The 4,060-nt window shown below is 67.0% G+C and carries 6 protein-coding genes; all 6 read right to left on the reverse strand.

Translation table 11 applies throughout. The annotated features are described in order from the left end of the window. Positions 1–112 precede the first annotated feature (112 nt). Positions 113–403, reverse strand: a complete 291-nt coding sequence (gene cas2e / locus NZ773_16045; protein MCS6803439.1) for a type I-E CRISPR-associated endoribonuclease Cas2e — start codon at positions 401–403, stop codon at positions 113–115. Continuing rightward, on the reverse strand, positions 357–1,322 hold the full coding sequence (cas1e, locus tag NZ773_16050) for a type I-E CRISPR-associated endonuclease Cas1e (GenBank protein ID MCS6803440.1): 966 nt from the start codon (positions 1,320–1,322) through the stop codon (positions 357–359). Before cas1e ends, cas2e begins: the two co-directional genes overlap by 47 nt. A 3-nt stretch (positions 1,323–1,325) precedes the next feature. Further along, a complete protein-coding gene (gene cas6e, locus NZ773_16055; GenBank protein ID MCS6803441.1) occupies positions 1,326–2,039 on the reverse strand; it encodes a type I-E CRISPR-associated protein Cas6/Cse3/CasE in 714 nt (237 codons plus the stop codon). Next, positions 2,039–2,701, reverse strand: a complete 663-nt coding sequence (cas5e, locus tag NZ773_16060) for a type I-E CRISPR-associated protein Cas5/CasD (GenBank protein ID MCS6803442.1) — start codon at positions 2,699–2,701, stop codon at positions 2,039–2,041. The genes cas6e and cas5e overlap by 1 nt, the downstream gene beginning before the upstream one ends. Then, on the reverse strand, positions 2,698–3,819 hold the full coding sequence (gene cas7e, locus NZ773_16065; protein ID MCS6803443.1) for a type I-E CRISPR-associated protein Cas7/Cse4/CasC: 1,122 nt from the start codon (positions 3,817–3,819) through the stop codon (positions 2,698–2,700). Before cas7e ends, cas5e begins: the two co-directional genes overlap by 4 nt. Beyond that, on the reverse strand, positions 3,816–4,060 hold a 245-nt coding region (gene casB, locus NZ773_16070), incomplete at its 5' end, for a type I-E CRISPR-associated protein Cse2/CasB (GenBank protein ID MCS6803444.1). The genes cas7e and casB, both read right to left, overlap by 4 nt.

The raw sequence follows: 4,060 nt of genomic DNA on the forward strand, positions 1-4,060 counted from the left end.
AATCTGGCGGCAGATACCGCACGGTTCACCCCCACGTGCGTGGGGACAACTTATAACCACCCTGCGCAGCATGTCAATAGTACGGTTCACCCCCACGTGCGTGGGGACAACACTAGGGAATGGGAGAACGCCGACGACGGACCACTAGCGATAGCCCCTCGAAGTCTTCGACCGTACGCGACGGCTCGCCAAAAAGCCGCATCGCAAATCCCTGCTCCGTCGGCGCAGAGTAGATCAACAGAGCTGAGGCTCCTTCGCATTTCGCGCAGACCTGCTCCCACAGCTTCTCCCGCACCAGCGCCGAGACATTCCCAATAAATACCCCCGCGCGCGGCTCAAGCAGCCACCGCGTCAGTTCACCCCGCAGGCTCGGCGATGCCCGTTCCAGCACCAGCACGATCATCCCAGTTCACTCCTCCCGCGACCACGCCCCCTTCCCCATCCCATAAGCCGCCCGGCAGCGCCGGGTCGTCGCTGTCCAGCGCCGCCTCCTCTTCGGCCTCTCCTCCAAGCAGCCGCTCAATATCCAGCACCACCCGCTCCAGCAAGCGCGTCTCGCGAAACCGATCACGTAGCCGAATGCGCACGCGACGCTCGAGGTCTTCTGTCCCCTCCGCCGTCACCCGGAACGCCACCGGAATGGCGATCTCCGCCTTGTACAGGTCGGCAATGTCATAGACAAAGGACAGCATCTTCCCGGTGTGAATGAACCCCAGCGCCGGAGAGTACCCTAACGACACAATCGCCGCATGGCAGATCCCATACAAGGCGCTGTTCGCCGCCGAGATCGCGCGATTGATCGGGTCAGCCGCCGTCCAGCGCTGCCGCCGGTAGTGCCGCCCTTCCCACGGCACCCCCGTTTCCGCGCTCGCTTTCGCATACGCCTCCCGGACGCGTCGGCCTTCCCGGCCTCGGATCTGCTGCAAACTGAGCGCCGGGTCGATAGGCTCCCCAAAGCGCAGTTCGTACATCTTCCGGATGACCGCCAACCGCTGCGCCGGGTCCGACACCAGCGCCGCCTGCCGAATCAGCCGCGCCGCCGAGCGCGTCTCGCCGAGCCCAAGCGCATACATCCGCACCCCCTCCTCCCCAGTCCACAGCACAAGGCAGCCATTTTCCGCGAGCGTCCGGATCGCCGCGTGCGTAATCGTCGTCCCCGGCCCCAGCATCAGCAGCGTCAGCCCGGCGCAGGGGATCGCGGTCGAGCCGGACGCCGTCAGCGCGGCAATCGATTTCGCCTCTTGCTCGATGACACAGTGCTCGAGGTAGAGAAAGCTCAGACTGTCCCGCAGCTTCGGCAAGAGATGCAGATCCTCCGGCATCGCTCACTCCAGTGGTGCGATCGAAAGCAGGCCCATCCCATACGCTTTGCCCGGCCCAATGCCGGCACCAATCGCGTTCCGAAACGCCGAAGGGTCGGTCACCCGAAGCACTCCCTCATACAGCACCGAGGCCAGCGTCAGCCGACGCATCTCACCCGCCCCTCCCGGCCGCCACCCCCGCACTACCGGCTCGGGCCGAGCATCGACCGCGAGAACAGGAGCCGCAGCGCTCTCAGCCGACGCCCGCACTGTTTCGATCGCAAAGCCAGCCTCTTGCGCCTTGCTGGCAATCCATCGCAGCCGCCCTTCATCCCCCCGCACCGGCACGCGCCGGCCGTTGCGCCGCGCCCCGTCCGGTCCGCTCTTGGTATCGATCTTCCGCGTTGCGTTGGCGCGCAGCCGAAACCGGAACCGCATGCCGACGCCAATCCGGTCGAGGACGGCGCCGAGATCGCTGAGCGCCGGGTTGCCCGCAACCGGCAGCAGCCATCCCTCAGGAAGCCGCGTCCAGTCCGGCATCACGAGCGACTGGGCAAGAAGCGTGAGCGGCCGACCCGCCGCCGCCGGCTCAATCCGGTAGAGCAAGCCCGCCCCGGCCCGGCCGCCGATATCGTCGGCAAAGGCCGAAAGTAAGCGGCGATGCATCGCCTGACAGTCGGCGAGGTCCTGCTGGACCAGCCGCGAGCGCGGGTTCAGCCACAACCGTGAAAGGATCATCACGCTCCTCCTTCTTCCAGCAGCCACGACCGAACCGAGCGCGTAGCGAAGCGCCGCGCCGCGAAGTCGACCGGGACATCAGGCCGCGGCTCGCTGCTCGGCCCCGGCAGCGCATCGATCACGACCCGCTGCCGGCCCGGCGGGCGGTCGTGGCGCGCCAGCACCTCTTCCAGCGTCCCGGGCTGCAGGCCGGGCCCAGACGGCGGTTCGTCCGGCAGGCGCACCGGCTTGCCGGGAACAAAGCTTTTGCGCCCGAGAAAGAGCGGCCACACTGGCCGGCGCAAGGCATCATCCAGCCGACGCAGCAGCGCTTCCTCTCCTTCAAGCCCAACCAGAAAGCTCGCGTCGGCGAGGTAGTAGCGCCGCGAGAGGACATCGCGTTTGCCCCGGCCATCCGCTTCGGCAACGTCCTTGGCAGTGTGAAAGTCCATCTCGAGCCGCCCCGGGCGGTCGATGCGCACCCCCATGCGCAGCGCGGCCAGCTCCGCCAGCCGGGGAAAGCCGTCGTTCGGACGCTCGGCGCGCGGCTTGCCTAAGGCGGCGCAGAGCAGTCCAATCACTCCGCTCTTCGATGGTTCGCGGCGTGTATCGCGGACGACGAAGCGGCTGTCGACCCCCCACGCCTGCATCGGCCCTTCGAGGCGAAGCAGAAGGACAGTCATGGCAGCGCATCCTCCACCGTCTGGCGGATCAGTTCCGCCACCGGCTCAACGTGGCGCTCGCGCAGCGTCGCCAGCGCTGCCGCCCGCTCCGTCGCCACCCGCACCGACCGGATGCCGTCGCCGCCGTACATCCTCGTCAGGTTGCCCCAATAGACATCGAGCGCCTCGACCGACGCCGTAATGAGGTCGCCGTCCCGCCCCGGTCGGACCGGCTTGGCAAACGCGTTCGCCAGCGACCAGCAGCCCCAGTCGCGCACCACCGTCATCACCAACGACGGCGGATTGTGCGCCGCCATGCTGTTCTGTTTGCCCGAGGGGATCGCCCGCACCCCCGCATCCAGCAGCGCCCTCAGCGCCGTCCGCGCGAGGTCGCGCTCGCCGTTGAGATTGCCCGGCGCAAGCAGCTGCTCCACATCGACATTCAGATAGCGGTAGAAGCACGAGGAGTTGAACTCGACCGTGCCGATCATCCCCGCTCCCGTGACATCGTCGCCCTCCGCCGCCAGCGTTCGCTTCAGGTCATCGACCGCGGTGAAGTAGTCGAACTCCTGAGCGACGGCATGGGTTGAGATCGCATGCGCCACTTGGACTGCCGCTTCGACATTCTTCGTCGGAATATCCGCAAGCATCCGGCCAAACATGGCAATATCGACCGCCTTGCCCCCGTCCAGCGCGGACCCAATCGCCTTCTTCACTTCAGAAGGCAGGCTGCTCCCCCGCTGCAGGACAGCCCAATGCGTCTCGCCGAGGTCGGCCAATTGCGCCAGCTCCCGCTCGCCGATGAAGACCAGATAGCCGGGCATGCCGCTTGCCTTCAGATCGATCCCGGCCGTTTCGATCAGCCGGCGCGCGACCGCCTGCGCCTCATCGGCAGAGCGGCCGCGCGCCGCGAGGCGATTGGCCAGCTCTTGAACGAGCAGCAGCGTGCGATAGCCGAGATGCTCCGGCGGCAGCAGCGACTCAGCGCGCCACAGCTGCCGGATCGCGCGCTTCAGCGCTTGGCTCGAGATGCGAGCGCGGCGCACCCCGCCGAACTCGCACGTTTTTGGCGCTCCGGTATCGTCGCGGTTCAGATTGGCGGGCGCGAAGTTTTGGATTAGGTGCAGTTCGACGATCATTCTTCTCCCTCCTCGGTGTTCTCGTCCGTCCTCTCGAGCGAGCGCCAGAAGTGGCGCGCCCACCGTCGCTGCACGAGGCGCTCAGGGTGGCTCCACGCCTCGATGTCGCGCAGCAGCTTCCGCCAATCGATCCCATACCCTGCCGATTTCAACAGACTGAGCGCGTGACGGAGCTGGTCCCCAAGCTCCTCGCGCTCGGTCATCAGGAGCGCGATAAACCGCCGTTCCACCGCCGGCCGCC

This window comes from Dehalococcoidia bacterium, from assembly GCA_025054935.1.
GTDB lineage: Bacteria > Chloroflexota > Dehalococcoidia > SpSt-223 > SpSt-223 > JANWZD01.